The following is a 26,218-nucleotide window of genomic DNA, read 5'->3' as shown; positions in this document are numbered from 1 at the left end:
GCCGTTGTGCTGTCCCGGCTCACCCCAGCCACGGCAGCATCGGCGCTGGCTTTGAACTGCGCGGGCAGTGATTGTGCAAGCCCATTCAACGCGGCCGACAGCTGCGATTGCTGCTGGGCCATGTCCGTGCACATCCGCTGGTAGCGCTCCATCAGCAAGGCGGTCTTGCTGATCAGATCTTCCAGTTCGCGTTCATCCAAGAGGGTGTCTCCGGTAGGTCAACGGCGCATGGCCGAGGCTGTCTGTTCCTGTTGTGCGGCCTGCTGGACGGCCTGCTCCTGGCTGTGCGCGCGCGCCTGGTCCTCGGCATTTACCTGGGACTGGGCCTGCTGGTCCAGTGCCTGGCCAGCAGTGAGCGTGGACATCTGCTGGTTGAGGACCTTGAAGCGGTCGGGATCGGCGTTGAGCATTTCGTTCAAGCGATTCCCCAATGGCGACAGAGTGTGGAAAGTGGGGTCTTCCCTCATCGGCCCACCGTCGGAACCGGGGGCATTGCGGTGCTCAGCCGGGTTGAACATCGGAGCTGCCTGCCTTGCGGCTATTTGGCGTTGTCCGTAGGCGCCTGACTCTTCCGGACCGCGGATTGCATCCAGCGCATCCACTGCGAGGCCGGGGGACCCACGAGCAATCACCGTGGTGGTGGCGCGTATCTGGTGGATGCTGGTGCGATAGGCATCCACACGGCGCTGGTCGTCAGCATCGGTAATGCGAGCCGCTGGGTTCTCGAGGACCGATTTGACCTGTTCTCCATTTTCTACATGATCGACGAAGTGTTTCATGCGATGGGAATCGCCCAGCATGGCTGCCGTCAGCGGCTTGGCAACCTCGGTGGCCATTCCACCCGCCAGACGGGAAGCGAATTCGACATTGCGTAGTGTCTTCAGTTCGCTGGGCAGTGCATACATCTCGACATCCCCGTAGTGCTTGCCTCCCGCACTGACGAAATCGCCGGCCATTACATGATTGGTGAAAGGCGCAGCGTTGCTGGGCTGGCCTGCTGGAATGCGGTAACCCAGACTGTTGGCGCCGTAAGGGTTGAAGGCTTCGCCGGGCAGGTTGTAGTGATGCGCGGTGACCTGCGCCAGCGCGCCACCGAGGGAGTGGCCGGTGACGGAGACGTTGCTGCCATCGCGATCAGCCAGTTCCTTGGCTTGTCGCGTGAGTTCCAGTGCGTCCTTGAGCTGTCCATTGAAGCGGGTGGAGACCATTCCCAGATCGATTGCGCCGTCCATCAGCGGTTGGCGGTCAAATTCGGTGCCGCGATGCGCAACGACGTAATCGCCGGTCTGAAGGTTCTTGTAGATCGTGCCCTGATAGCCGCTGGGCATGTCCAGGTGTTTCACGGCTACAAATTTGTCTCCACCAGCATCGATCTCTTTCGGAGCTCCGTTGGCTTCAAACTGAGGTGGTAAATAAGTTGCGTCTGACAGGTCGGCATTGGCGTTCTTGCTCATTTATTTCTTCCTTGGACTGATTGCGATCGTGTACGAAAAGTAGTTGCTGCGCTGAGCTTCCGGTACGGTCCTGATGAACCTGGACGTCGGCATGCTGTCTGCCGGAGATGCGCTGCCTTCGCCGAGCAGCGGCTGGATGCTCTTGCTTGAGTATCGTGTCTCACTCCCGCCGTCTACGCTGGTGGAGATCGTAAAGTAGGTGGGAGACTTGGGGGTGTCCGCTTTCAGTGCCGCGCCGACCAGGACTATTTCCCATTCGCAGGGGCCTCTCCCGTAGTAGTCGAGATCGAGGATGCCGTCGCGGAAGTACGTTCCCTTGTATGTTGTTGGGTTGACTTTCCGTAGCGGAATATCGAGCGAGTGCTTGTCGATCCCGTAACGAACACCCTCAAAATTGTCGATGGGAGGCAGGCAATCATTTGTGACTTTGTAGGTCACGTACGCGCCCGTTGCGTAGATGCTCTCCGGCGCATCATGCGTCGTGATGACGACCTCATACGCTTCCTTGGGCGAAGGATTGGCCTCATAGGGAGGCGGCGTGCGCTCTTTACTCCCACATGCGGTCAGCAGCGGCAGTAACGCCAGCAACAGCGGGCAGCGTGCGCGGGACGGGACATGTGCACTGATCCGGTGCCCTTTGAGTTCCATCATCAGCCGATCCCGCATCTTTAAAATGTCTCTACGATACGGCCGCGAATGGGCAGATTTCAAACCAGCAGACTCGCATACCAAATTAAGTGACGAGAATCTCACTTTTAACGTTGTAACTGATTTCGGGCAAGACGCTTGTCCTGCGAATACGTCACAAACACTCACGCGTTGTCGCATACGGCTCGGCGAACATTCCAAAGACGCCGCGCGACGCGAGCTGCAAGCGCTTGACTTCCGCAGCCAGTGCTTCGGTGCTGCGGCCCACACCCTTTGCCGATACCGCCAGTTGCTGCTCATAGGCGCTCACCGGCGCGAGCAACGCCTGTTTGACAGCCGTTGTGCTGTCCCGGCTCACCCCAGCCACGGCAGCATCGGCGCTGGCTTTGAACTGCGCGGGCAGTGATTGTGCAAGCCCATTCAACGCGGCCGACAGCTGCGATTGCTGCTGGGCCATGTCCGTGCACATTCGCTGGTAGCGCTCCATCAGCAAGGCGGTCTTGCTGATCAGATCTTCCAGTTCGCGTTCATCCATGAGGGTGTCTTCGGTAGGTCAACGGCGCATGGCAGAGGCTGCCTGTTCCTGTTGCGCCGCCTGCTGGGCGGCCTGTTCCTGGCTGTGCGCGCGCGCCCGGTCCTCGGCATTTACCTGGGACTGCGCCTGCTGGTCCAGCACCTGGCCGGCATTGAGCGTGGACATCTGCTGGTTGAGGACCTTGAAGCGGTCGGGGTCGGCGTTGAGCATTTCGTTCAAGCGATCTTCCAGCGGCGATCTGCTGTGAAAGGCCGGTTTCTCGCGACGTGGGCCGCCATCTGAGCCGGGTGCTTCGCGACGCTCGGCGGGATTGAAAGGGTGTGCAGCGAGTTCGGCAGCGCGGGCTTGTCGCTCGCCAAAGGCGCCTGGTTCGTCGTGGCCACGCAGTTTGTCGATGCCCTCCACGGCAAGGCCCGGGATGCCCCGACTCAGCCGGGTAATGGCATCGCGCTGCATGGCCATGTTCTCGCGGAAATCATCTACTCGGGCCCGGTCTTCAGGCTGCGTGATCCGCGCCGATTCCTGCCCAAGTACTGACAGGCGCGGTGGCACCGTGGCCGGGTCATCCACAAAGTGCTTCAACCGGTGTGAATCGGCCATCTGCACCGCAAGCGCCGGGGTGAGCCCGAAGAGGGCCACGGATTTGGCTGGACCGCCCAAGGCGGCCATGTTGTCAGCGGAACGCAGCAGGTTGAGTTCACTGGGCAGGGCATAGATCTGCACGCTGCCGTAGTGCTGACTGGCGGCGCTGACGAAATCGCCAGCCATGACGTGGTTGGTGAACGGGGCGGCGTGCGCCGGCTGGCCTTCCCGGATCCTGTAGCCCAGACCAGCCGCGCCGTAGGGATTGAAGGCTTCGCCGGGCAGGTTGTAGTGGTGGGCGGTGATCTGCGCCAATGCGCCGCCGAGAGAATGCCCGGTTACGGTCAGTGCTCTGTTGTCCCGGTCCGCCATCTCCTTGGCGATTCGAGTGAGTTCCAGTGCATCGTGCAGCTGGGCGTTGAGTTTGCCGGTCACCATGCCGACGTCCACCACGCCATCCTTGAGCAGCTGCCGGTCGAATTCGGTGCCGCGGTGGGCTACGACGTAGGCCCCGGTGTCCAGACTCTGAAAGATCGAGCCTTGGTAACCGTTGGGCTTGTCCATGTGGCGGACTACAACAAACCTCTCGCCGTCGATGATAACGGACTCTGGCTTCCCATTCTTGTCGAATTTAGGCGGCTCATAGGCTTCATTGGACAGTCGTGCGTGGACTTTGGAATTCATTGCTCATCAGCCCTTTTGGCGATGGTGATGCTGTACGAGAAGAAGTCGCTTTGTTGCTCGATCGGAATCTCACGCTTGAACCTTTCCTCCGAAAGATCACTGGCGGGATAACGTTCACCATCATCCAGGCGTGGTGCAATGGCGCGCTTTGCAAATCGGGTGGTTGTGCGCTGCTGCGGGTCCGTGACTATCTGGAAGTACGTAAAGGACCTGGTGCTTTCCGTCTCAATGCTTGAGCTGACGTAGTCAACTCTCCAGCGACAGAGGCCACGGCCAAAATAGTCTTTCTCCGCCAGCCCATCGCGGAAGTAGGTTCCGGTGTAGGTGTGAGCATCGATTTTCTCCAGGGGAATCTTGAGGGAGTGCTTCTCGATGCCGTAGCTAACACCCTCGAAGTTATCTATTGGGGGGAGGCAGTTCCCGTTCGTAATCGTGTAGGAAATCCAAGCCCCCTTCACGTATATATCCTCCGGCGCATTGTGCGTCGTGACGACAACCTCATACGCGTCCTTGGGGCTAGGGTTGGCCTCGTAGGGCGGCGGCCCGCGCTCCTTGCTCCCACATGCCGCCAGCAGCGGCAGCAATGCCAGCAACAGGGGGCGGAGCGCATGGGAAACCACCCGTGACCTGGCCGGCTGCCTTTTGAGTCCCATCATCAACCGATCCATCATCAATCGACCCAGCATCCTTGAATGCTTCCACGATACGGCTGCGGATGGGCGGAATTCAAATCAATACACATCTACACTCGATTGAGTGACTAAAATCTCACTTTTAGCGTTGTAACTGATTTCGGGCAAGACGCTTGTCGTGCAAATACGTCACAGACACTCACGCGTTGTCGCATAAGGCTCGGCGAACATTCCAGACATGCTTCATGCTGTGCGTGTCCCATGCAGTTATCGCTTACCAGGAGAAGGAGTTCCATGAAGAAGTTCCGCGCGGTCCCGTTGTGTCTTGCCTTGGGCGTCAGCCTGGCCTCCGCTACTGCGATGGCGGCCAGCAGCGAGCAGGTGCTGATGCCAAAGTTCGATGGCTACGTCAAAGCTTTCGAGGCATCCGATCCGAAAACCGGCGACATCACCGAGTTCGTGCCCGAGGGACAGACGGTGGAAGCGTGGACCGACATGGTCACCGTCAACATCGCGCCAAATTCCGCTTGGGTTTCGCCGCGAGAGTTCCTGGGCACCATGGAAGCCGGCTGGCGCGGGGTCTGCCCGGATTCACAGGCGAACTGGCTGCGTGAGGGGGAAGAACACGGCCGTCCGATGGCGGTGCTGATGCTCAGTTGCCCGCTCAACCCCGCCACAGGCAAGCCTGAAACCTCCTGGATCAAGGGCATCCAGGGCAAGGAGGGCTTCTACACCGTGCAGAAATCGTTCCGCACCGAGGTGAAGGAAGCTGACGTGGTGACCTGGGTGAAGTGGCTCAGTGGCGTGATGGTGTGCGGTGGTGGCGAGGGGCCTGCGTGCCCGGGCGACGGCCGCTGATAACCCGCAGTAAGGGTCTGATTGCCAGTGGGTCTGACCCGCGCGACACGGCTGCCCTATGGTGGCCGTTTCCCGGATGGAGTCAGGTGCGATGAGTGACCCGCAGTGGCAACTGGAAACCCTGGCCGTGCACGGCGGCTATCGTCCCGACCCGACCACGCGTGCGGTGGCGGTGCCGATCTACCAGACCGTGGCCTACGCCTTCGATGACACCCAGCACGGCGCGGACCTGTTCGACCTGAGGGTGCCGGGCAACATCTACACACGCATCATGAACCCCACCACCGACGTTCTGGAACAGCGCCTGGCCGCGCTGGAAGGCGGCATCGGTGCGTTGGCCCTGGCCTCGGGACAGGCGGCCATCACCTATGCCATCCAGACCATCGCCGAGGCCGGGGACAACATCGTAGCGGCCAGCGCGCTGTACGGCGGCAGCCTCAACCTGCTGGCGCACACCCTGCCGCAGTACGGCATCAGCGCGCGCTTTGCCGATCCGGCGGATCCCGCTGCGCTCGCCGCGCTCATCGACGAACGCACCAAGGCCGTGTTCGTCGAGTCCATCGGCAACCCGCGCGGGAATGTCACTGACATCGCCGCCATCGCCGAGGTGGCGCATACCGCCGGTGTGCCGCTGATCGTCGACAACTCCGTGGCCACGCCGTTCCTGCTGCGCCCGTTCGAGCATGGTGCCGACATCGTGGTGCATTCGCTGACCAAGTACCTCGGCGGCCACGGCACCAGCCTGGGCGGGGCGATCGTCGACTCGGGACGCTTCGACTGGGTCGCGCAGCGCAAGCGCTTCGCCCGTCTGAACGAACCCGACCCCAGCTACCACGGCGCGGTCTACACCGAAGCGCTCGGTCCAGCGGCGTACATCGGCCGTGCGCGGGTGGTGCCGCTGCGCAACACGGGTGCAGCGCTGTCGCCGTTCAATGCGTTCCTGATTCTGCAGGGCATTGAAACCCTGGCCCTGCGCATGGAGCGGATCAATGCCAACGCACTTGCGGTGGCGCAGTACCTGCAGGCGCACGCCAAGGTAGCGTGGGTGCGTTATGCCGGCCTGGCCGGCGACCCCGAACATGCCGCCGCGCAGCGCTACCTGGGTGGGCACGGCTCCGGCGTACTGACCTTCGGCCTGCCCGGTGGCCGCGAGGCGGGTGCGCGCTTCCTGGACGCACTCAAGCTGTTCACCCGGCTGGTGAACCTGGGCGACGCAAAATCGCTGGCTACGCATCCGGCCTCGACCACGCACCGCCAACTGGACGCCGACGAACTGGCCCGTGCCGGCGTCGGCGAGGACACCGTGCGGCTGTCGATCGGTATCGAACACATCGGCGACCTGCGCGCCGACCTGGAGCAGGCGCTGGCGGCGGCCTGATAGCTGCAGGCTTGGTCGTCATCGCCAGCGGCGATCACCACGCAGGGCAGGATGGGTTACGGTGGAACTGCCTCTCCAAGGCGTGGCAGAACTGGCAGTCCCAGCAAGACAAATCCCCGGCGGGTGCGGGCCCGCCGGGGATTTTTTGTCATAGATCCACGCCATGCGTGGATGGATGGTCATCGAGTGGATGGATGGTCACGAAGCGCATCCACGCAAGGCGTGGATCTACTGTCGACCAAGGTCGACACCTACCAACAGCCCTCACACCACCGGAATGCTGTGCTGCCCCAGGTTCCGGTACGGCGGCGTCGACATGATCATCTCCGCCAGCGAATAGGCCAGCTCACGCTCGGCCATCACCGTGCCATCGGCACCGTGTTCCAGCAGATGCTTCACCTCCGCATCGCTGTGCGCCCGCGCCAGCAGGGTCAGGTCCGGGTTGATCGCCCGCAGCTTGGCCAGCGCCTCACCGGCTTCCAGCGGCTGCGGAATGGCCAGCACCGCGATCTTCGCCCGCTCCGGATGGGCCTCGGCCAGCACCCGGTCGGCCGCCGCGCTGCCGCGGATCGCCGCCAGGCCCTTGGCATGCGCCTGCTCGACGTGTTCCTTGTTGTCATCGATCACCAGCACCGGCACGCCACGGTCGCGCAACACTTGCGCCAGCTCGCTGCCCACGCGGCCGTAGCCGATCACGATGGCGTGGCCATGCAGGTCGCGGGAGGGGCCGGTGGCCTCTTCGGGCTCGGCCGCCTGTGGCGACTTCTCCTGCTTGGCCTGCCAGCGGTCCAGCAGGCCGAACACCAGCGGGTTCAGCATGATCGACACCAGCGCACCGGCCAGCACCAGCGACTGGCCCTCCTTGGGCAGGATCTGCAGGGCGACGCCGAGGCCGGCGATGATGAAGGCGAATTCGCCGATCTGCGCCAGGCTGGCCGAGATGGTCAGCGCCGTGCTGGTCGGGTGGCCGAAGGCGCGCACGATGAAGAACGCTGCCGCCGACTTGCCGAACATGATGATGGCCACCGTCGCCAGCACCTGCCACGGGTGCTGCACGATGATGTTGGGGTCGAACAGCATGCCGACCGAGACGAAGAACAGCACCGCGAACGCATCGCGCAGCGGCAGCGAATCGGTAGCGGCCTTGTGGCTCAGTTCGGATTCGTTGAGCAGCATGCCGGCGAAGAACGCGCCCAGCGCGAAGGACACGCCGAACAGCATGGCCGAGCCGAACGCCACGCCCAGCGCAATGGCCAGCACCGAGAGGGTGAACAGCTCGCGCGAACCGGTGCCGGCGATTCGCTCCAGGATCCACGGAATGACCCGGCGGCCGACCACCAGCATCACCGCCACGAACAGGCCCAGCTGCACGAAGGTCCAGCCGATGTCGGCCAGCACGCTGCCGAGGGTGTGGGTTTCCTTGGCGGCATCGGGGCCGAACACGCCGGCCAGCACCGGCATCATCACCAGTGCAAGGACGCAGGCCAGGTCCTCGACGATCAGCCAGCCCACCGCGATCTTGCCGCGCAGGGTTTCCAGCAGGCGGCGTTCTTCCATCGCCCGCAGCAGCACCACGGTACTGGCGGTGGCCAGCGAGAAACCGAAGATGACCCCATGCAGGGCCGGCCAGCCCATCAGCCAGGCCACCCCCCAGCCCAGCAGGGTGGCCACGGCGATCTGGCCGATGGCGCCGGGGATGGCGATGGCCTTCACCGCCATCAGGTCCTTCAGCGAGAAGTGCAGGCCGACGCCGAACATCAGCAGCATCACGCCCAGTTCGGCCAGCTGGTTGGCCAGCGCCTGGTCGGCGACGAAGCCGGGGGTGAACGGGCCGACGCAGATGCCAGCCACCAGGTACCCGACCAGAGGAGACAAGCGCAGCTTGTTGGCCAGCGCGCCGAAGATGAAGGCGAGCCCCAGACCAACGGCTACGATGTTGATCAGGTCGGTGTCATGGTGCATCGGCACTCGCAGGAAATCGGGGGGATGCCCCGATTTTCACCGATGACGCCAGATACGGCAAACCGAAAATGCGAATGGGGTCAGATCCCTTTTCCCGCGGGAAAAGGACTCTGACCCCACCAGTGCCCCAGATACGGCAAGGGTCTGCCGGCCAGTGGCCGGCGTTACCGCTTACCAGTTGTACTTGATGCGGCCGTAGACATACGCGCCGTTGAAGCCGAACGGCGAGTAGTTGCTGTAGGGCAGCATGCCGAAGGTCGAGTTCTGCAGGTCTTCGGTGCGGTCCGGGTACTCGTCCAGCAGGTTGTCGGCGCCCACGGTCAGGGTCCAGTTGCTGCTCGGCTTGTAGCTCACCGACGCATCCAGCACCCACTTGTCGCCGTAGGTCTGGTCGCGCAGGGCGGTGGCCGAGTTGCGCACGGTGAATTCGCCGTAGCGGGTCGCCGCCAGGCCCAGTTCCCAGTGGTCCGAACGCCAGGTGCCGCTCAGCACGGTCTTGTCGCGCGGGTAGCTGTCCTCGATGCGACCGATCTCATCACGGCCGATCAGCGACTGGGTCAGGCCCAGGGTGCTGAACACGGCCGGGGTGCCGCCCACGCGCTGCACCTTGGTGTCGTTGTAGCTGTAGGCCGCGGTCAGTTCCAGGCTGCTGGCCGTGAACGGCACGGTGTAGCTGGAGACGAAATCAACACCGCGGGTGCGGGTGTCCAGGCCGTTGGTGAAGTACGAGAACGCGGTCACCTGCGGCAGGCCCAGCGTGCCCAGCAGTGCGCTGGTGGCGGCGTTGGTGGTGATGCTGGACGACAGCGCGATGCGGTTGTCGATGTCGATCTGGTACGCATCGACGGTGATGTACAGGCGGTCAACCGGCTGCAGCACCAGGCCAAGGCTGTAGGAGGTGGACGTTTCTGCCTTCAGCGGCGAAGCGCCCAGCGCCTGTGCGGCCTCGCTGGTGGTGGGGAAGGTGCCGCGTTCGACGAACACGCCGTTGGTGAACTGGCTGGTCACCGCCTGGTAACCCTGCTGGGCCAGCGACGGGGCGCGGAAACCGCTGGAGGCAGTGGCACGCAGCGCGACCTTGTCGGTGAAGGCATAGCGCGCGGACAGCTTGCCGGAGAAGCGGTCGCCGAAGTCCGAATAGTCCTCATAGCGGCCGGTCACGCCGGCAGAGAACTTGTCGGTCAGGTCCGCTTCCAGGCCGGCATAGACGGCGTAGTTGTGGCGGTCGGCGTGCACTTCATTGGTGGGGGTGAAGCCGGCGAAGCCCTGGGCACCGGTGCCGGTGTAGGAGTTCAGTTCGCCCGGATTCTGGTCCCACTTTTCCTTGCGGTATTCACCGCCGAAGGACAGGGTGACCGGATAGGCCAGGCCCCAGTCCAGCGACTTGGTGAAGTCGGCATTGAAGATGTCCTGCTGGTACTTCAGCGTGCCGTCGTAGAACGAGCTCGGGCTGGTGGCGCCCAGGCTGTAGTTGATGCTGTTGCGGGTGTTGAAGTCCAGGGTGTTCTCGCCGTGGTTCAGGCTGAGGTCCCAGGTCCAGCCGCTGTCGGTGTTGCCCTTGACGCCGGCCACCAGCGAGCGGTCCTTCGAGTACTGGTTGATCTCCGGCACATAGCCGTCCGGGTAGATCTGCGACAGCAGCGCAGTCTGGCCGCTGTGGTTGGGCGAGCGGTAGAACGCGAACGAGGTGATGTCGCGGTTGCTGAGCAGCGCGCTGGCGTAGCCGGTGACGTGGTCGCTGAAATCGAAGCTGCCGTTGAGCGAGGCCGCGGTGGCATCCACGCGCGGGTCGCCGACGACGAAGGTCGTTTCACCGATGGCCGGGAAATTGCCGGTGTTCGGGGTGGTGCCGCGGTACGGGCCGGCGCGGTTGCTTTCGTCCTGCTGGCTGATCTGGCCGGCAACGTGCACGCGGCCACGGCCGTTGCCGAACTCGACGCCGGTGTCACCGGAGAGCTGGTACTTGTTGCCGTCTCCGGCCGAGTACTGGCCGTAGTCAACGGCCAGGCTGCCGCCACTGCCGCTGCCCTTCAGCACGATGTTGATGACGCCGGCGATGGCGTCCGAGCCGTACTGGGCCGAGGCGCCGTCACGCAGCACTTCCACGCGCTCGATGGCAGCGATGGGGATGGCATTGATGTCCACCGCCGAGGAGCCACGGCCGATGGTGCCGTTGACGTTGATCATCGCCGAGGTGTGCTGGCGCTTGCCGTTCACCAGCACCAGCACCTGGTCGGGAGAGAGGCCACGCAGCTGCGCCGGGCGCACGCCGCTGGTGCCGTCGGTCAGGGCCGGGCGCGGGAAGTTCAGCGAGGGCAGGGCGCGCGACAGCGCGGTGGCCAGTTCGCCGGAACCGGTGGATTGCAGGATTTCCGGGGTGATGATGTCGATCGGCGACTGCGACTCGGCGACCGTACGGTCGGCCACGCGGGTACCGGTGACGATCACCGTATCGAGGGTGTTGGCGGCGGTGCCGGTCTGCTGGGCAGCAGCGGCGAACGAAGCGCCACCGAGTGCGACAGCGATGGCGGCGGCGATCAGGCTGGTCTTGCGGTTCATCGGGGGTGGGGCTCCGGTTGGCGGGAACTGGCACCGGAATCGACATCACGGGGGTGAGGCGGACGACGGTTGTTGCGGTGCGCAATACAGCAATTAACGGGAATTTAAGCAGCTGTCAAATGCGCGTCATGTGAAAAAACGTTGCAAAAGCAATCATTTAGCAGTGGCGGGCATTGGCGGGGGAGGGGCCCGGGAGGCGCGCGGACTCGACGAGGGAGAGATGTGGAGCGACCGCGTCGCTTCCCGGGGCGCGTCAAGTATTCGTTAACGCTAGAATTGCGTCGCAGGAACAGTGCTCACCAGCACATTCCATTCGGTTATATGGACGCCTTCCCCCATGATTTCGCTTCGTAATTTCGCCTTGCGCCGCGGCGAGCGGCTGCTGTTGTCCAATGTCGACCTGACCCTGCACGCCGGTTACCGGGTGGGTGTGGTCGGCCGCAACGGTGCTGGCAAGTCCAGCCTGTTCGCGGCGGTGAAGGGCGAGCTGGAGGCGGACAAGGGCGACGTCGACCTGCCCGGCAAGGTGCGCATCGCCAGCGTCGCCCAGGAAACCCCGTCGCTGCCCGACCCGGCGCTGAGCTTCGTGCTGGGCGGCGATACCGAGGTGGCCGCGGTGCTGGCCGCCGAGGCCGACGCCACCGCCCGCGAGGACTGGGAAGCCGTGGCCGAGGCGCATACGCGCATGGCCGAGCTGAACGCCTACGACGCTGAAGCGCGCGCCGGCAAGCTGCTGCACGGCCTGGGCTTCCCGGCCGAGACGCACCACCGCGCGGTGTCCTCGTTCTCCGGCGGCTGGCGCGTGCGCCTGAACCTGGCGCGCGCACTGATGATGCCCAGCGACCTGCTGCTGCTCGACGAACCGACCAACCATCTCGACCTGGACGCGGTGTACTGGCTGGAACAGTGGCTGCTGAAGTACCCGGGCACCCTGCTGCTGATCTCGCATGACCGCGAGTTCCTCGACAACGTGGCCACCCACACCCTGCACCTGCACGGTGGCGGCGCCAAGCTCTACCCGGGCGGCTACACCGATTTCGAGCGCCAGCGCGCCGAACAGCTGCGCCAGCAGCAGATCGCGCATGAGAAGGAACAGGCCGAGCGCGCCCACCTGCAGAGCTTCATCGACCGCTTCAAGGCGCAGGCCAGCAAGGCCGCGCAGGCGCAGAGCCGCATGAAGCGCCTGGCCAAGCTGGCCGGTACCGAAGCGGTGCGTGCCGAGCGCGAGTTCCGCATCGAGTTCGCGCCTCCGGCCAAGCTGCCGTTCTCGCTGATCCGCCTGAACCACGTCGAGGCTGGCTACGGCGCCGATGCGGTGATCCTGCACAACGTCGGCTTCGGCCTGGAAGCTGGCCAGCGTATCGGCCTGCTCGGCCCCAACGGCGCGGGTAAGACCACCCTGGTGAAGACCCTGGTGGGCGAGCTGATGCCGATTGCCGGCGAGCGCTCGGCGCACCCGGACCTGAAGATCGGCTACTTCGCCCAGCACACGGTGGAATCGCTGCACGAAGGGCAGTCGCCGATGGAGCACTTCCGCGAGATCGCCCCGGATGCGCCGAACCAGTCGTTCCGCGATTTCCTCGGCAAGTGGAATTTCCCCGGTGACCGCGCGTTCGAGCCGGTCGATGGCTTCTCCGGTGGCGAGCGCGCGCGCCTGGCGCTGGCGCTGATCGCCTGGCAGCAGCCGAACGTGCTGCTGCTCGACGAACCGACCAACCACCTTGACCTGGAAATGCGCGAAGCGCTCGCCGAAGCGCTGGCTGATTTCGACGGCGCGCTCGTGATGGTCTCGCATGACCGCCACCTGATCGGCCTGGTCTGCGACACCTTCTGGCGCGTGGCCGATGGCGTGGTCGAGCCGTTCGACGGCGACCTCGATGCCTACGCCGCCTGGCTGCGTACCCGTCCGCAGGCGCAGGGCACCAAGGCGCGCATGGAGCAGGTGGAAGAGCCGGTGGTGGTCAAGACCGCCCCGGTGGCGCAGGTGGTGCAGAAGAAGCCGGCCAACCCGCACAAGCTGGCCGCTGCCGAAACCAAGGTGTCCGAGCTGGAAAACAGCCTGGCCGAGCTGGACCGGCAGCTGGCCGACCCGGCCAACTACGCCGATGCCACCCGCATGGCCGTGCTCGGCCGCGACCGCGAAACCACTGCCGCGCAGCTGGAAAAAGCCGAAGCCGCGTGGATGGAGCTGCTGGAGTCCTGATTGCAATGGTAGCGCCGGGCCATGCCTGGCGGTTTTACCATCCGCGGCGCTACCAACCACCCGCTGCGCTCGCCGGGCACGGACCGGCGCTACCGTTGCAGTCGACGGTGGTAGTGCCGGGCCATGCCCGGCGAGGTTACCCGCCCTGCGCCTGCAGCCACTCGCGGAAGCGGCGGGCCGGTTCGCGTTCGGCGCGTGAGCGCAGCCGCGTCAGCCAGTAGCGGCCCAGTTCCAGCGTGGTCGTGAACGGCTGCAGCAGGCGGCCTTCGGCCAGTTCCTGTTCGAACATGCGCAGCGGCAGCAGGGCGACGCCGGCGCCGCCGGCCGCAGCCATCGCCACGGTCAGCGACGAATCGAACACCGGCCCGCGCGCTTCAACGCCGCTCACTCCGGCCGTCTGCAGCCAGCGCGGCCACTCATCGCTGCGGTACGAACGCAGCAGCGGCACCGTGCCCAGGTCGCGCGGCTGCTTCAGCCGTCGCGCAAGCGCCGGTGCGCACAACGGCGCGAACGGCGTATCGAGGATCGCCGTGCAGGCTTGGCCCTGCCAGTCGCCGTCGCCGAAGCGGATCGCCAGGTCCAGGCCTTCGCCGGCCAGGTCGATGCGGTTGTTGTGGGTCTGCAGGCGCAGCTCGATATCCGGGTGCGTCGCCTCAAAGGCCGCCAGCCGCGGCAGCAGCCAGCCGGTGGCGAAGGTACCGACCACGCCCAGGGTCAGCACTTCGCGCGCAGGGCCACCGGTGTAGCGGGCGATGCTGGCCGAGATGCGTTCGAAGGATTCATTGAGCACCGGGAACAGCGCCGCGCCCTCGTCGGTGAGGGCCACCCCGCGCGGCAGGCGGTGGAACAGGCGGATGCCCAGCCGGTCTTCCAGCCCGCGGATCTGGTGGCTGAGCGCGGCCTGGCTGACGCACAGCTCCAAGGCCGCGCGGGTGAAGTTCTGATGCCGGGCGGCGGCCTCGAAGGCGCGCAGGGCGTTGAGCGGCAGGGTAGGGTGCAGCATGGCCAGGTGTGAGGTGGGGTGATGGCTGATCCTAGCGCGACCGGTCATGGCCTCGCCATGGCGCAGGTTTGTTAGCGACAGGCATGAATGTAATTCATGCCTGTCCCTGAAAATTGCCGCTGGTGGCAGGGCAGCGGGCTTCCAATAATCGGGTCTCGTTCACCGGAGCCCGCCCATGCACGCCCGCCGTCGATTCCTGCAGTTCAGTGGTGCCGCCCTCGCATCCTCCCTGCTTGCGCCCGCATTGGCGCGGGCCGCTGGCCCCGAACCGGGCTCCCCTGCCGCGATTGCGAGCGCCGCCGATTTCGCCGCGCTGGAAAAAGCCAGTGGTGGCCGCCTGGGCGTGACCGTGCTCGACACCGGCAGCGGCCGTCGCATCGGCGGGCATCGCCAGGATGAGCGCTTCCCGATGTGCAGCACGTTCAAGTCGATGCTGGTGGCCCACGTGCTGAGCCTGGCCGACGCCGGCCGCGTCTCGCTGGACACCCGCGTGCCGATCGCCGAAAAAGACCTGCTGTCCTACGCCCCGGTGGCCCGCCGCCACGTCGGCAAGGATCTGAGCGTACGCGACCTGTGCCGCGGCACGCTGACCACCAGTGACAACACCGCTGCCAATCTGCTGCTGGGCGTGAGTGGCGGCCCGCCCGCGCTGACCGCCTTCCTGCGCACGCAGGGCGACACGGTCACCCGCAATGACCGCTACGAGCCGGACATGAACCGGTTCGCCAAAGGTGATCCGCGCGATACCACCAGCCCCGCGGCGATGGCGGCCAGCCTGGCCCGCTTCGCGGTGGGTGATGGCCTGTCGGAAAAAGCCCGTTTGCAGCTGGCGGACTGGCTGATCGACAACCAGACCGGCGATGCCTGCCTGCGCGCTGGCGTCGGCAAGCGCTGGCGGGTGGGTGACAAGACCGGCAGCAATGGCGAGGACACCCGCAACGACATCGCCGTGCTGTGGGCGCGTGCCGGCGGTACGCCGTGGGTGGTGACGGCGTATCTGCAGGGGGCCTCGGTGGACGATGACCAGCGCGCGGCGGTGCTGGCACGGGTCGGTGCGCTGGCCGATGCAATGATCGGCTGACGGGGCGCTTGGCCTTTCATGCTTGTCCGTTCACGGCCGCGCCGCCATCCTGCGCGCTGCATTTTTCCGCGGACGCCCTGGCCATGAGTCATGAACTGATCTACCTGCTGCTGATCTTCGCGCTGCTGGTGATCCCACGCGCGCTGCAGCGCTTCAGTCTGCCCGCGCCGTTGACCTGCCTGTTGTTCGGCATCATCGCCATGTTGTGGTTGGGTGAGCGCTCGCACGACGCTGTGATCGGCCTGCTCGCCACGCTGGGCATCTCGTCGCTGTTCCTGTTTGCCGGTCTGGAGGTCGATCTGAAAGCGCTGCGGCGCGGCATGTGGCCGCTGCTGGCGCATCTGGTGGTGCGCACCGGCACGCTGTTCGGCGTGGGCTGGCTGGCGTGGCACTACGCCGGCCTCCAGTGGCAGGCCGCCGGCCTGCTTGCGCTGGCCCTCCTTACGCCGTCCACCGGCTTCATCATGGATTCGTTGAACCGGCTTGGGCTCAGCGAAGACGAGCGCTTCTGGGTCACCAGCAAGGCCATTGCCGGCGAGTTGCTGGCGCTGGCGGCGTTGTTTGTGGTGCTTCAGGCCGATGATCCATGGCACATGGCCCTGTCCAGCAGCGCCCTGCTGGCCATGATGGTCTGTCTGCCGCTGGTTTTCATCGCGCTGGGCCGCTGGGTCGCGCCGCACGCGCCGGGCTCGGAGTTCTCTCTGCTGGTGATGGTAGGGATGGTGGCGGCGTACATCACCTATGTGCTTGGGGTGTATTACCTGGTAGGTGCCTTCATCGCAGGGCTGGTGGCGAGGCTGCTGCACCAGCGCATGCCGTTGCTGGCCTCGCATGAAAACCTGCACGCGCTGCGGCTGTTCGCCTCGTTCTTCGTACCGTTCTATTTCTTCAATGCAGGCACCAAGGTGCCCAGCGAAGCACTGAGCTTTGAAGCGCTGGGGCTGGGCATCGTGATCACCCTGGTGGTACTGCCGCTGCGTATTGCCGTGGTCTGGCTGCAGCGCCGGGTCATGTTCGGTGAAAGTTTCCGTAGCAGCCTGCGGGTGTCGCTGGCATTGGCGCCCACGCTCATCTTCACCCTGGTGCTGGCGGCGATCATGCGTGACCGGTTCCAGATTCCAGCCGTGCTGTTCGGTGCGCTGCTGCTGTACGCGGCGCTGACCACGCTGTTACCGTCGCTGGTGTTCCGCACGCCGTTCGATGTGGACCCGGTTGAGCAGGAGCCGGCCGGGGAGGGCGTCGATGCGCCGGTTGCTGCAACCGAATCGCTGCCGGACGCGCCGCCGGAGCCGGCCCCGGCCCGGCTGGGGTGAGGTGGTGCGGCAGGCTGCCGTTTGCGCCTGCCGGGCATGGCCGTTAGGGTTGGGGCATGAATGTACGTGCCCCCCTGCTTTCCGTTGCCGCGCTGTGCAGCTTGGCCGCCTGTTCGCAGCAGCCGCCTGCGATCAACCACGACCTGTCCACGGCCCCGGCCGATGCGTTCATGGCGGCCATCGCCGCCCACTGCGGGCAGGCCTACGCAGGCAAAGTGGTGGAAGACACCCCGGCACCGACCGGCGAGGATCCCTTCGCCGGCAAGCGCCTGGTGATGCATGTGCGTGGCTGCGCCGACCCGGGGCACGAACTGCGCATTCCGTTCCATGTCGGCGATGACCATTCGCGGACGTGGATCATCACCCGTACCGAAAACGGCTTGAAGCTCAAGCACGACCACCGCCATGCCGATGGCAGCCCGGATGCGATCACCCTGTATGGCGGCGACAGCAAGCCACCGGGCACCGCCGAGCGCCAGCAGTTCCCGGCCGATGGCGAATCGGTGGCGATGTTCCGCCGCGCCGGCATGCTGGCGTCTACGTTCAACACCTGGGCGATGGAGATCGAACCGGACCAGCGCTTCGTCTACGAACTGACCCGGCCGGAGGGGCGCCGTTTCCGTGTCGAATTCGATCTCAGCAAGCCGGTGCCGCTGCCGCCGGCACCGTGGGGTGACAAGATCGCGCCAGCGCCCTGACCACGCCCGGCGCTGCTCCTCAACGCGTCCCGAAGCGCGCCCGGCAGCCGTTGCTCACCCACACCTGCCCACGCGAATAGCCCCAGCTGCGGCCTTCCTGGCAGGCGCTGCCGGACAGCTGCTGCTGCAGCACCGGGCGGCCCTGGCGTTCATCCCAGTCGCAGTTCTGGGTGCGATTGTTGTTGCTGCTGCAGGTGACGGAGTAGTTGCTGTTGCCGCCGCCCCAGTTGCCGCCATTGCCACCGCCCCAGCCGCCACGCGATTCGGCGAACTCGCCACGGCAGCCGCGGTTGACCCAGATGCTGCCGCGCCGGACGCCCCAGGTCTGGCCCTCCACGCAGGCCGAGCCGGAAATCTGCCGGACCAGGGTCGCGCCGCGCCAGTTGGTCGGGCAGGTCCGCTCGCGGTTGTCCTGGCTCTCGCAGCGGATGGTGCCGCCGCTGCCGCCGCCCCAGTTGCCGCCATTGCCACCACCCCAGCCGCCGCGGCCCTCGACGAACTCGGCCCGGCAACCATTGGTGACCCAGATGCTGCCGTTGCGGCTGCCCCAGGTGCGGCCCTCCACGCAGGATGAGCCGGACAGCTGGCGCACCATCTGCGCGCTGCGCCAGCCGGTATTGCAGACCCGCTCGCGGTTGTTCTGGCTCTCGCAGCGGATGACGCCGTTCTGCGCAGCGGCGGGGGCAACGGGCAGGGCGAGGCCGGCAGGGCCGCCCACGGACAAGGTCAGGGCCAGGCTGGCCAGGGACAGCGGTTTCATGGCGAATCCCCATACGGTGTGTGGTGCGCGACTATAAGGACGGGTGGGATAAAGCCCGTGTGACTGTCCGCATTTGCCCCGGCCGGGGCCTCGGCCGCAGAATACGGGGCTTTCCGGTCCCCGTCGGGCGCCGGCGTTCTCCAGCGGAGCTTTCCCCCATGCGTACCCACTTCTGCGGCCTGGTCGATGAGACCCTGATTGGCCAGACTGTCACCCTCGCCGGCTGGACCGACGTGGCCCGTAACCAGGGCGGCGTCTGCTTCATCGATCTCCGCGATCATGAAGGCATCGTGCAGGTGACCGTGGAGGTCGACAACGCCGAAGTGTTCGCCGTGGCCGCCTCGCTGGGCTATGAGGACGTGCTGCAGGTGGAAGGCGTGGTGCGCGCCCGCCATGCGGTGAACGACAAGATGGCCACCGGCAAGGTGGAAGTGATCGCCACCGCCATCACTGTGCTGAACAAGGCCGCCCCGCTGCCGTTCCACGCGCACGAGAACCCGGGCGAAGACACCCGCCTGAAGTACCGCTACCTGGACCTGCGCCGCCCGGAAATGCAGCGCATGCAGCGCACCCGCATCAAGCTGGTGCAGGCCCTGCGCCGCCATCTGGACGAGCGCGGCTTCCAGGACATCGAAACCCCGATCCTGACCAAGGCCACCCCGGAAGGCGCCCGCGACTTCCTGGTGCCGGCGCGCATGCACCCGGGCGAGTTCTACGCCCTGCCGCAGAGCCCGCAGCTGTTCAAGCAGATCCTGATGGTGGCCGGCTTCGACCGTTACTACCAGATCGCGCGCTGCTTCCGCGACGAGGCCCTGCGTGCCGACCGCCAGCTGGAGTTCACCCAGCTGGACATGGAATTCGCCTTCGTCCGCGAGCAGGACGTGCAGGACTTCGTCGAGTCGATGATCCGCGCCATCTTCAAGGAAGTGGTCGACGTCGAGCTGGCCGCCACCTTCCCGCGCATGACCTGGGCCGAGGCGATGCGCCGCTACGGTTCGGACAAGCCGGACCTGCGCATCGCGCTGGAACTGGTGGACGTGGCCGAGCTGGTCAAGGACAGCGAGTTCGCCGTGTTCACCGGCCCGGCCAATGACGCCGAAGGCCGCGTGGCCGCGCTGCGCATCCCGGGCGGCGCCACCCTGTCGCGCAAGCAGATCGACGAATACGCCGCGCACGCCGCCAAGTACGGCGCCAAGGGCCTGGCCTACATCAAGATCGCCGACAACGGCGAAGTCAGTTCGCCGATCCAGAAGTTCTTCAGCGAGGCATCGTTCGCCGCCTTGGTCGCCCACGTTGGTGCCGGCAATGGCGACATCGTGTTCTTCGGTGCCGGTGGCTACAACAAGGTCTCCGACTTCATGGGCGCCCTGCGCCTGAAGGCCGGCAAGGACTTCGGCCTGGTCGCCGACGGCTGGGCCCCGCTGTGGGTCACCGACTTCCCGATGTTCGAATGGGACGACGAAGACCAGCGCTACGTCGCCCTGCATCACCCGTTCACCGCGCCGGCCGTGGACGACATCGCCGACCTGCGCGCCAACGCCCGTACCGCCGTGTCGCGCGGCTACGACATGGTGCTCAACGGCAATGAAATCGGCGGCGGCTCGATCCGTATCCACCGCCCGGACATGCAAAGCGCGGTGTTCGAGCTGCTGGGCATCGGTGCCGAAGAGGCCCGTGCCAAGTTCGGCTTCCTGCTCGACGCGCTGAACTACGGCGCACCGCCGCACGGCGGCATCGCCTTCGGCATCGACCGCATCGCTGCGCTGATGGCCGGCACCGAGTCGATCCGAGACGTCATTCCGTTCCCGAAGACCACCGGTGCGCAGGACCTGATGACCGATGCGCCGTCGCCGATCGTCGATACGCAGCTGGCCGAAGTGCACATCCAGGTTCGCCCCAAGACCAACTGATCAGGAGATCCAGGCAATGACCGAGTTTGCGTTTTCGCTGGAGTGGGAAAAGCTGGGCAATGAAGGCTCCGAGGCCAACCTGGTCACCGAGCGTGCACGCGTCTTCGGTGGTTGGCTGGTCCGTGTCGGAAACAACCCGGCGGCGATGGCCCTGACCTTCGTCGCCGACGGCGAAGGCCGTTGGGATGGTGAAGACTTCGGCGTCGAGGATTACGAGGACGACGAAGAGGAAGCGTTCGACGAGGACGAGGAAGAAGAGGGCGAGGACGAGGACGAAGAGGAATACGAGGAAGAGGACGAGGAAGAAGAAGAGGACGAAACCGAGTCGTCGGAACGGGCTTGACCCCGACCGTCGCCCTGGCGTCCACTCGCCCCATGTATTCCATCCGCCGCGCCACCGTGGACGATGCGCCGACCCTGTCGGCGCTGGCTGCCCGCACCTTCACCGAGACCTTCGGCCATCTGTATCCGCCGCAGCACCTGCAGGACTTCCTCGAGGAGTCCTATACGGTGGAACGGCAGCGCACCATCCTGGCTCACCCCGATTACGCGGTGTGGTTGCTGGAGCTGGACGGGGAGGCGGTCGGCCATGCCGCCGCCGGCCCCTGCGGGCTGCCGCACCCGGACGTGAAGCCCGGTGACGGTGAGCTCAAGCGCCTGTACTTGATCAAGACCCAACAGAGTTGTGGTTGGGGCAGCCGCCTGCTGGAAACCGCACTGGCCTGGCTGGAACAGGACGGCCCGCGCACCCTGTGGCTGGGGGTGTGGTCGGAAAACTTCGGTGCCCAGCGCTTCTATGCCCGCTACGGCTTCGAGAAAGCCGGCGAGTACCTGTTCCCGGTCGGCGAAACCAACGACCTGGAATTCATCCTGCGCCGGGTTCCGCGTCCGGCGTGAGATGTTCACCGGCGCTTGCCGGTCGATTCTGTTCAATCACCGTACGTCCCGCCCCGCCGAACGCCAGGCTGTAACGCATGACTCCCCCCGTACTGCTGCTGCACGGCATCTGGAACGCCCGCGCCTGGGTCGGGCCACTGGCCTGGCGCCTGCGCGCCCGTGGTTTCCAGGTGCATACCTTCGGTTACTCCTCCATCTTCGGTGGCCCCGATGTGGCCGTGCCGCAGCTGCTGGAGCGGCTGGCCGACGCCGGACCGCTGTCGCTGGTCGGCCACAGCCTGGGAGGCCTGCTGGCGCTGGAGGCCCTGCGCCGCCAGCCGCAGCTGGACGTGCAGCGCGTGGTCTGCCTGGGTTCGCCGCTGCGCGGCAGTGGCACGGCGCGCTCGCTGTCCGACCACGGCTGGGGCCTGGCCCTGGGGCGCAGCAGTGAACTGCTGCTCGATGGCCTGCCGGACTGGCAGGGCAGGGCGAAGGTCGGCCTGATCGCCGGCTCAGTGCCGCATGGGCTGGGCAGCCTGCTGGGTGCGCTGGATGACGTATCCGACGGCACCGTGGCCTTGGCCGAGACCCGGCTGCCGGGCCTGGCCGACCACTGCGTGGTGCGCACCAGCCACAGCGGCCTGGTGGTGTCGCCCGACGCCGCGCGGCAGACCGCGCACTTCCTGCGCCACGGCCAGTTCGACCACAGCCGCGACGCCGCAGCGGCGTAGGGCAGGGGGGGCGCCCTGTAGAGCCGAGCCCATGCTCGGCTGCACTCCCGTCGGGCCCATTGAGCCGAGCATTGGCTCGGCTCTACAACAACACGGGCCTAGACACGGTTGCCGCCGCCGATCAGGTAGAATCCGCGCCTTGATCCTGAAGCAGCCAGACGGTAACACCCATGGGAAGAGGTCCCTCGATCGAAAACCGCAAAAACGCGTCTGACGCGAAGCGCGGCAAGATTTTCACCAAGATCATCCGCGAGATCGGCGTTGCCGCGCGCGGCGGTGGAGGCGACCCCAACAACAACCCGCGCCTGCGCGTGGCCATGGACAAGGGTCTGAGCGTGAACATGTCCAAGGACGTGATCGAGCGCGCCATCAAGAAGGCCACCGGTGAACTGGAAGGCGTCGATTACGAGGAAATCCGCTACGAGGGCTACGCCCCGGGCGGCGTCGCCGTCATCGTCGACTGCCTGACCGACAACCGCGTGCGCACCGTGGCCGATGTCCGCCACGCGTTCAGCAAGTGCGGCGGCAACATGGGCACCGAAGGCTCGGTTGCCTTCATGTTCAAGCGCCTGGGCGTGCTGCATTTCGCCGCCGGTGCCGATGAAGAAGCGATCACCGAAGCCGCCATCGAGGCCGGCGCCGACGACATCGTGGTCTACCCGGAAGACGGTGCGATCGACGTGGTCACCAGCCCGGACGCGTTCAACGCGGTCAAGGATGGAATGGCCGCAGCCGGCCATGTCGCCGACCACGCCGAGATCACCTTCCGCGCGGACAACGACATCAAGGTCGAGGGCGACGTCGCCCTGCAGGTCAAGAAGCTGCTGGACATGCTGGAAGACCTGGACGACGTGCAGGACGTGTACTCCAACGCCGAACTCGGCGCCGACGCCTACGCCTGAGCCGTCCCAGACGGTCTGGGCGCGGGCCGTTGAACGGTCACCGCGGACAGTCATGAGCCCATACGCCTGCCAGCGTTTCCCGTTCCACCCGGCCAGGAGTGCCGCATGACCCGCATCCTCGGCATCGACCCCGGTTCCCAGCGGACCGGGGTCGGCATCATTGATGTCGACGCCGCCGGCAAGGTCAGCCACGTGCACCACCAGCCGCTGGTGCTGCTGGGCGCCGACGATTTCCCCCAGCGCATGAAGCTGCTGGTGCTGGGCCTGGCCGATCTGTGCCAGCAGTTCCAGCCGGACGAAGTGGCCATCGAAAAGGTCTTCATGGCCCGCAACCCCGATTCGGCGCTGAAGCTGGGCCAGGCCCGTGGCGCAGCCATCTCGGCGGTGGTCCTGCGCGACCTGCCGGTGCACGAATACGCGGCCAGCGAGATCAAGCTGGCCGTGGTCGGCCGCGGTGGCGCCGAAAAGCAACAGGTTCAACACATGGTCGGGCTCATGCTCAACCTGAAAACCAAGCTGCAGGCCGACGCGGCCGACGCGTTGGCCGTGGCAATCACCCATGCCCACGTAAGGGCGACGGCCAACCGCCTGGGGCTCAGTGCCCGCCAGGCCTGGGGCCGCAAATGAGGAGCTGCACGCAATGATCGGTCGACTGCGCGGCATCGTCGCCTACAAGGCACCGCCGTGGCTGGTGGTGGACGTGAACGGGGTGGGCTATGAACTGGAGGCGCCGATGAGCACCTTCTATGACCTGCCCGAGCTCGGCCGCGAGGTCACCCTGTACACCCACTACTCGCAGAAGGAAGACAGCGTCTCGCTGTACGGCTTCCTGCGCGAGGGTGAGCGCCGGCTGTTCCGCGATGTGCAGAAGGTCAGCGGCATCGGCGCGAAGATCGCGCTGGCCGTGCTGTCCGGCGTCACCGTCGAGGAGTTCGCACGCATGGTCCAGGCCGGTGACATCACCGCGCTGACCCGCATCCCGGGCATCGGCAAGAAGACCGCCGAGCGCATGGTGCTGGAGCTGCGTGACCGTGCCGCCCAGTTCGGTGCCGGCGGCGCCCTGCCCACCGGCAGCGGCCCGGCCCCGGCCGATCCGCTGTCCGACGCCACCGTGGCCCTGCAGCAGCTGGGCTACAAGCCGACCGAAGCGGCACGCATGGCCCGCGAAGCCTTCAATGAAGGCGACGAAGTGGCCACCGTCATCCGCAAGGCCCTGCAGTCGGCGCTGCGCTGAAGCGCGCGCTGATCCTTTCCCATTCCCCCATCGCCTGAGCTTCGCCAGGAGTCCAATGTCCAGCAGTCAAACCCCGCACGCAGCCGCCCCTGGCGGCCATGGTCACGCCCCCCCGGCCGGGGGATTGGCGCTGATCATCGGTGCGATCGGCGTGGTCTTCGGCGATATCGGTACCAGCCCGCTGTACACCCTGAAAGAGGCGTTCTCGCCGCACTACGGGCTCAACAGCGACCACGACACCGTGCTGGGCGTGCTGTCTCTGGCGTTCTGGGCGCTCAACATCGTGGTCACCCTGAAGTACGTGACCATCATCATGCGCGCCGACAATGACGGCGAGGGCGGCATCATGGCGCTGATGGCGCTGACCCAGCGCACCCTGCGCAACGGGTCGCGCTCGGCGTATGTGGTCGGCATCCTCGGCATCTTCGGTGCCTCGCTGTTCTTCGGCGATGGTGTGATCACCCCGGCGATCTCCGTGCTCGGCGCGGTGGAAGGCCTGGAGGTAGCGGCCCCGGGCCTGCATGCCTTCATCGTGCCCATCACCGTGGTGGTGCTGATGGCCGTGTTCGCGGTCCAGCGCTTCGGCACCGAGCGGATCGGCAAGCTGTTCGGGCCGATCACCTCGATCTGGTTCCTCTCGCTGGCCGCCATCGGCATCTACAACATCGTCGATTCACCGGAAGTGCTGAAGGCCTTCAACCCGTGGTGGGCCATCCGCTTCTTCATGGAGCACGGCTGGCACGGCATCTTCATCCTCGGTGCGGTGGTGCTGGCGGTGACCGGTGGCGAGGCGCTGTACGCCGACATGGGCCACTTCGGCGCCAAGCCCATCCGGCACGCATGGTATTTCTTCGTGCTGCCGTGCCTGGTGCTGAACTACCTGGGGCAGGGCGCGCTGGTGCTCAACCATCCGGAGGCGGTGAAGAACCCGTTCTTCGAGGCTGTGCCGGACTGGGCGCTGTACCCGATGATCATCCTGGCCACCATGGCCGCGGTCATCGCTTCGCAGTCGGTCATCACCGGTGCGTTCTCGGTGTCGCGCCAGGCGATGCAGCTGGGCTATATCCCGCGCATGCGCATCAAGCACACCTCGCACGACACCATCGGCCAGATCTACATCCCCGGCATCAACTGGGGCATCGCGGTGATGGTCATCGGCCTGGTGCTGGCGTTCCGCAGCTCGTCCAACCTGGCCGTGGCCTACGGCATCTCGGTGTCGGCCACCATGCTCATCGACACCCTGCTGCTGGCCCTGGTGGCCCGCTCGCTGTGGCCGAAGGCACGCAACTGGATCCTGCCGCTGTGCGTGGTGTTCTTCATCATCGACCTGGGCTTCGTCATCGCCAACGGCGCCAAGCTGCTGCAGGGCGCGTGGTTCCCGGTGGTGCTGGGCATCTTCCTGTTCACCATGATGCGCACCTGGCGCCGTGGCCGCGAGCTGCTGCGCGATGAGATCCGCAAGGACGGCATCCGCATCGACACCTTCCTGCCGGGGCTGATGCTGGCGCCGCCGGTGCGCGTCCCGGGCACCGCGGTGTTCCTCACCGCCGACCCGACCGTGGCCCCACATGCGCTGATGCACAACCTCAAGCACAACAAGGTGCTGCACGAGCGCAACGTGTTCCTGCACGTGAAAACCCTGCCCATTCCCTATGCGATGGAAGGGCAGCGGCTGAAGATCGAATCGGTGGGCGACGAGTTCTACCGGGTTTACGTGCGCTTCGGCTTCATGGAAACCCCGGACGTTCCGCTGGCGCTGATGCGTTCGTGCGACCACGGCGGCATCTACTTCGACCCGATGGATACCACGTTCTTCGCCAGCCGCGAAACCATCGTCGCCACCGCCAACCGCGGCATGCCGATCTGGCGCGACAAGCTGTTCGCGCTGATGCATCGCAACGCCGCCCCGGCGACGGGCTTCTTCCGCATTCCGGGCAATCGCCTGGTAGAACTGGGCGCGCAGGTGGAGATTTAATCTCCACCTGCGCTACGTCCCACGGTTTGCTGCGCAAACCGCGGGCGGCGCGCGCCTGAAACCGAGCCCACTCTCCTGCTTTGTTCCATCCACGCATGGCGTGGATCTACCGTGTCGACCAACGGTCGGCACCCACCAAAGCAGAACGCCGTTCCGGCAGACCGCAGTGAACTGTCGAAGGCGGGGTGGGGCCGGTTGAGGGGGTGTGAGCGGCATGGATGCCGCGACCAAGCCCCCCAT

Annotated in this window: 23 protein-coding genes and 1 pseudogene; 14 read left to right on the top strand and 10 right to left on the bottom strand. The window is 65.8% G+C overall.

What is annotated here, in order from left to right; genetic code table 11:
- The 6 genes and pseudogenes from DCO49_RS12400 to DCO49_RS12375 form a co-directional block, all read right to left on the bottom strand.
- Window positions 1-200: pseudogene (locus DCO49_RS12400) on the bottom strand (hypothetical protein); the annotation flags it as partial.
- Between the two features lie 18 nt (window positions 201-218).
- Complete coding sequence (locus DCO49_RS12395) at window positions 219-1,454, bottom strand: hemolysin (protein ID WP_116864284.1); 1,236 nt, start codon at window positions 1,452-1,454, stop codon at window positions 219-221.
- The gene (locus DCO49_RS12390; protein WP_116864283.1) at window positions 1,455-2,105 is read right to left on the bottom strand and encodes a hypothetical protein; all 651 of its coding nucleotides are present in this window, start codon (window positions 2,103-2,105) and stop codon (window positions 1,455-1,457) included.
- Between the two features lie 151 nt (window positions 2,106-2,256).
- Window positions 2,257-2,637 (bottom strand): hypothetical protein, encoded by a 381-nt coding sequence (locus tag DCO49_RS12385; protein ID WP_116864282.1) that lies wholly within the window; start codon window positions 2,635-2,637, stop codon window positions 2,257-2,259.
- An 18-nt stretch (window positions 2,638-2,655) separates the two neighbouring features.
- The gene (locus DCO49_RS12380) at window positions 2,656-3,903 is read right to left on the bottom strand and encodes a hemolysin (protein ID WP_116864281.1); all 1,248 of its coding nucleotides are present in this window, start codon (window positions 3,901-3,903) and stop codon (window positions 2,656-2,658) included.
- Complete coding sequence (locus DCO49_RS12375) at window positions 3,900-4,559, bottom strand: hypothetical protein (RefSeq protein WP_133249428.1); 660 nt, start codon at window positions 4,557-4,559, stop codon at window positions 3,900-3,902. Before DCO49_RS12375 ends, DCO49_RS12380 begins: the two co-directional genes overlap by 4 nt.
- A gap of 270 nt (window positions 4,560-4,829) precedes the next feature.
- Here DCO49_RS12375 and DCO49_RS12370 point away from each other — a divergent pair, with 270 nt between their 5' ends.
- Window positions 4,830-5,393, top strand: coding sequence for a hypothetical protein (locus tag DCO49_RS12370; RefSeq protein WP_243402732.1), 564 nt, complete (start codon window positions 4,830-4,832; stop codon window positions 5,391-5,393).
- Between the two features lie 91 nt (window positions 5,394-5,484).
- Window positions 5,485-6,771: an aminotransferase class V-fold PLP-dependent enzyme gene (locus DCO49_RS12365; protein WP_116864278.1), complete on the top strand. Its 1,287-nt coding sequence runs from the start codon at window positions 5,485-5,487 to the stop codon at window positions 6,769-6,771.
- 264 nt (window positions 6,772-7,035) lie between these two features.
- On the opposite strand, the gene ybaL is transcribed toward DCO49_RS12365, so the two are convergent.
- Window positions 7,036-8,733, bottom strand: coding sequence for a YbaL family putative K(+) efflux transporter (ybaL, locus tag DCO49_RS12360; protein ID WP_116864277.1), 1,698 nt, complete (start codon window positions 8,731-8,733; stop codon window positions 7,036-7,038).
- Window positions 8,734-8,904: 171 nt separating this feature from the next.
- Window positions 8,905-11,292, bottom strand: coding sequence for a TonB-dependent receptor (locus DCO49_RS12355; RefSeq protein ID WP_116864276.1), 2,388 nt, complete (start codon window positions 11,290-11,292; stop codon window positions 8,905-8,907).
- A 337-nt stretch (window positions 11,293-11,629) separates the two neighbouring features.
- Here DCO49_RS12355 and abc-f point away from each other — a divergent pair, with 337 nt between their 5' ends.
- Window positions 11,630-13,495: a ribosomal protection-like ABC-F family protein gene (gene abc-f, locus DCO49_RS12350; protein ID WP_116864275.1), complete on the top strand. Its 1,866-nt coding sequence runs from the start codon at window positions 11,630-11,632 to the stop codon at window positions 13,493-13,495.
- A 136-nt stretch (window positions 13,496-13,631) separates the two neighbouring features.
- Here the strand turns inward: abc-f and ampR are convergent, their stop codons facing one another.
- Window positions 13,632-14,498, bottom strand: a complete 867-nt coding sequence (gene ampR, locus DCO49_RS12345; RefSeq protein WP_116864274.1) for a LysR family transcriptional regulator AmpR — start codon at window positions 14,496-14,498, stop codon at window positions 13,632-13,634.
- Window positions 14,499-14,673: 175 nt separating this feature from the next.
- On the opposite strand from ampR, the gene blaL2 reads away from it, so the two are divergent.
- The 3 genes from blaL2 to DCO49_RS12330 all read left to right on the top strand — a co-directional run bounded on the left by blaL2 (window position 14,674) and on the right by DCO49_RS12330 (window position 17,590).
- The gene (gene blaL2 / locus DCO49_RS12340) at window positions 14,674-15,579 is read left to right on the top strand and encodes a L2 family extended-spectrum class A beta-lactamase (protein ID WP_116864273.1); all 906 of its coding nucleotides are present in this window, start codon (window positions 14,674-14,676) and stop codon (window positions 15,577-15,579) included.
- A gap of 83 nt (window positions 15,580-15,662) precedes the next feature.
- Complete coding sequence (locus tag DCO49_RS12335) at window positions 15,663-16,892, top strand: cation:proton antiporter (protein ID WP_116864272.1); 1,230 nt, start codon at window positions 15,663-15,665, stop codon at window positions 16,890-16,892.
- 56 nt (window positions 16,893-16,948) lie between these two features.
- Window positions 16,949-17,590, top strand: a complete 642-nt coding sequence (locus DCO49_RS12330) for a hypothetical protein (protein ID WP_116864271.1) — start codon at window positions 16,949-16,951, stop codon at window positions 17,588-17,590.
- Window positions 17,591-17,609: 19 nt separating this feature from the next.
- On the opposite strand, the gene DCO49_RS12325 is transcribed toward DCO49_RS12330, so the two are convergent.
- Window positions 17,610-18,350, bottom strand: a complete 741-nt coding sequence (locus DCO49_RS12325; RefSeq protein ID WP_116864270.1) for a DUF3011 domain-containing protein — start codon at window positions 18,348-18,350, stop codon at window positions 17,610-17,612.
- Between the two features lie 158 nt (window positions 18,351-18,508).
- Here DCO49_RS12325 and aspS point away from each other — a divergent pair, with 158 nt between their 5' ends.
- From aspS to DCO49_RS12285, 8 genes are all read left to right on the top strand, one after another.
- Entirely contained in the window at window positions 18,509-20,260 is a 1,752-nt protein-coding gene (gene aspS / locus DCO49_RS12320) for an aspartate--tRNA ligase (protein ID WP_079222905.1), read from the top strand.
- Between the two features lie 16 nt (window positions 20,261-20,276).
- Entirely contained in the window at window positions 20,277-20,603 is a 327-nt protein-coding gene (locus tag DCO49_RS12315) for a DNA primase (RefSeq protein ID WP_116864269.1), read from the top strand.
- Between the two features lie 32 nt (window positions 20,604-20,635).
- Entirely contained in the window at window positions 20,636-21,157 is a 522-nt protein-coding gene (locus DCO49_RS12310) for a GNAT family N-acetyltransferase (RefSeq protein WP_079222903.1), read from the top strand.
- A gap of 77 nt (window positions 21,158-21,234) precedes the next feature.
- Window positions 21,235-21,867 carry an alpha/beta hydrolase gene (locus DCO49_RS12305; protein ID WP_116864268.1) on the top strand — a complete coding sequence of 211 codons (633 nt, stop codon included), beginning with the start codon at window positions 21,235-21,237 and terminating at the stop codon, window positions 21,865-21,867.
- A gap of 170 nt (window positions 21,868-22,037) precedes the next feature.
- Window positions 22,038-22,769: a YebC/PmpR family DNA-binding transcriptional regulator gene (locus DCO49_RS12300; RefSeq protein ID WP_108769730.1), complete on the top strand. Its 732-nt coding sequence runs from the start codon at window positions 22,038-22,040 to the stop codon at window positions 22,767-22,769.
- A gap of 105 nt (window positions 22,770-22,874) precedes the next feature.
- Complete coding sequence (gene ruvC / locus DCO49_RS12295) at window positions 22,875-23,396, top strand: crossover junction endodeoxyribonuclease RuvC (RefSeq protein WP_116864267.1); 522 nt, start codon at window positions 22,875-22,877, stop codon at window positions 23,394-23,396.
- A gap of 13 nt (window positions 23,397-23,409) precedes the next feature.
- Entirely contained in the window at window positions 23,410-24,003 is a 594-nt protein-coding gene (gene ruvA, locus DCO49_RS12290; protein WP_025874676.1) for a Holliday junction branch migration protein RuvA, read from the top strand.
- A gap of 55 nt (window positions 24,004-24,058) precedes the next feature.
- Window positions 24,059-25,978 carry a potassium transporter Kup gene (locus DCO49_RS12285; protein ID WP_116864266.1) on the top strand — a complete coding sequence of 640 codons (1,920 nt, stop codon included), beginning with the start codon at window positions 24,059-24,061 and terminating at the stop codon, window positions 25,976-25,978.
- The last annotated feature ends 240 nt before the right edge of the window (window positions 25,979-26,218 follow it).

It is taken from the genome of Stenotrophomonas sp. SPM (assembly GCF_003105135.1).
Lineage (GTDB): Bacteria > Pseudomonadota > Gammaproteobacteria > Xanthomonadales > Xanthomonadaceae > Stenotrophomonas.
Note: the sequence above shows the minus strand (reverse complement) of the source record. Positions and strands in the feature narration are given on the sequence as shown.